Consider the following 2,586-nt stretch of genomic DNA (forward strand, 5'->3'; position numbering starts at 1 on the left):
GAAAACCTTTCTTTTCGGATAGTTTAAACGTTGAGGTTTCTAATGTAAAAGTGGATACATTAAAACAAAAAATGTATGATATTAAAGACATTGCTCAAGTTGAAACAACAATCGATTGGATAAATTATATATTAGGATTATTTGCACTAATTGCAATTGGATTTTTAGTTTATTGGTTAATCAAAAAATATAAAAAACCAACAAAAATCGAAGAATTGGTATACAAAACACCTATAGAAAAAGCCACTTCATTATTACAACAATTAGAAAAAAAAGAACTTTGGCAAAAAGGTGAAATAAAATCATATTACTCAGAATTGACAGATATTGCTCGTAATTATATAGAAGAAGAAATTCATATTCCGGCTATGGAAAGCACGACTTCTGAACTTATTATAGGTTTAAGAAAAGTTGCAAATAAAAAGAAACTAAAACTTTCTAAAGAAACATTAGAGAATCTAGAAAAGGTTTTAATGCAAGCCGATTTAGTAAAATTTGCCAAAGTAATACCATTAGAATTTGAAATTGAAGAAGATAAAAAACGCATTACCAGTTCAATTGTAACAATACATAAATCAATTCCAGAAGTTGTTGAAGAAAATGATGAATTAGAAGTTTGGAACGAAGAACAAAAGAAACAATCTTTACTAAAAAGAATTGTTGATCGCAAAATAAAAAGAATAAAAACTGCTGTTTTAATTTTGGTTTTCCTAGTCGTAGCACTATTTGTATTTGCAATTACAACCAAAGGATTAAACTATGTTAAAGATTTAGTTTTTGGTAACTCCACCAAAGAATTAGTTGAACAAGACTGGATTTATAGCGAATATGGAAATCCTGGCGTAAAAATTGAAACTCCAGAAGTTTTAAAACGAATTGATGCAACCAAAGTGCTTCCCAAAAACGCCTTTGCAATATTAAAAGAAATGCAAATGTTTGGTTATGGTAGCTTGGTTAATCCATTTTATGTTGCAATTTCTACAACAAAATTTAAAAATGAAACCGAAATAAATTTTGACACTGTTCTTGAAGGTATTACAAAATCTTGGGAAACAATTGGTGCGCAAAACATACTGTTTAAACAAGAAGAATTCAATACAGACAAAGGAATTACAGGTGTAAAAGCATTTGGAACAATGACAGTTATAAACAAAAACAACAATACAAGTCAGAAAATGTATTACGAAATTTTGTTATTTAAACAAGATGGTGGATTGCAACAAATTATTGTCTCTCACCAAGAAGGAAATCAATATGGCAAGAAAATTTTAGAGCGAATAATTAACTCGGCAGAACTTAAAAGTGCAAAATAATAATGGAAAAAGTAAGCTTTTTAAATCCAGAATTTTTTTGGTTGTTCCTTTTACTTCCATTAGCAATTGCTTGGCTTTGGTGGAAAAACAAACAACAAACGGCAACTTTAAAAATCAGTTCTGTCAAAGGTTTTAAAACATCTAAATCTATTTTAGCAAAATTAAAACCACATTTGTCTGGATTGCGAATTTTATCCTTAGGTTTTTTAATAATTGCTTTGGCAAGACCAAGAACAGTTGATATTAGTAACCAAACCAAAACAACCAAAGGAATTGATATTGTGATGGCAATTGACCTTTCTAGCAGTATGTTGGCACGAGATTTAAAACCAAACAGAATGGAAGCTTTGAAAGAAGTTGCTTCTAATTTTGTTGATGCTAGACCAAATGATAGAATTGGCGTTGTAGTTTATGCAGCTGAAGCTTACACAAAAACACCTGTAACTAGTGACAAAGCAATAGTAAAAGAAGCAATTAAAGATATAAAATTTGATAACATTCTTCAAGATGGTACTGGGATTGGAATGGGATTGACTACTGCTGTAAACCGTTTAAAAGAAAGCAAAGCCAAAAGCAAAATTATTATTTTATTGACAGATGGAGTTAATAATTCAGGTTTTATTGAGCCAGAAACCGCATCTGAAATTGCAAAAGAATATGGAATAAAAGTATATACAATAGGAATTGGAACTAATGGAATGGCTGAATTTCCTTATGCATATGCACCAAACGGAAGAGATTTTTTATATAGAATGATGCCAGTAGAAATTGATCAAGAATTAATGAAAACAATAGCTAGAAATACTGGCGGAAAATATTTTAGAGCTGTAAGTAATACTAAATTAGAAGAAATTTATAAAGAAATTAATAAGTTAGAAACAACAGAAATCGAAGAATTAAAATACTACGATTATGACGAAAAATACAGACCATTTGTTTTCCTTGCAGGAATATTGTTGTTGATTGAAATCTTGTTAAGAAACACAATCTTTAAAAGTTTTATTTAAAGAAATTAAAAATTGAGATTTAAGAATTAAAAATGATTCTTAATTTTTAATTTTTAACTTTTAATTGAAAAATATGTACGAATTAGAAGAAAAAATTTATTTATATCTATTGTTTATCATACCAGCTTTGGTTATGCTTTTTCTATATGTTCAATTTTGGAAAAGAAAAAAACAACAAGAATTTGGCGATTTAGACTTAATAAAAAAATTAAGTCCAGAGAAATCTTTATTTAAACCTATCTTGAAAATTGTAGTCGTTCTTTTAG

The 2,586-nt window shown here is 28.5% G+C and carries 2 protein-coding genes and 1 pseudogene; all 3 read left to right on the forward strand.

Annotation, left to right across the window (positions count from 1 at the left end; genetic code table 11):
• The coding region (locus ACH2BO_RS05335; protein WP_395043716.1) for a hypothetical protein at positions 1-1,313 on the forward strand (1,313 nt) is incomplete at its 5' end.
• Between the two features lie 2 nt (positions 1,314-1,315).
• Positions 1,316-2,320, forward strand: coding sequence for a VWA domain-containing protein (locus ACH2BO_RS05340; protein ID WP_395043717.1), 1,005 nt, complete (start codon positions 1,316-1,318; stop codon positions 2,318-2,320).
• A gap of 73 nt (positions 2,321-2,393) precedes the next feature.
• Positions 2,394-2,586 (forward strand): annotated as a pseudogene (locus ACH2BO_RS05345) (BatB protein); the annotation flags it as partial.

Origin of the sequence: Flavobacterium sp., from assembly GCF_043773265.1 — a bacterium.
Taxonomy (GTDB): Bacteria; Bacteroidota; Bacteroidia; order Flavobacteriales; family Flavobacteriaceae; genus Flavobacterium.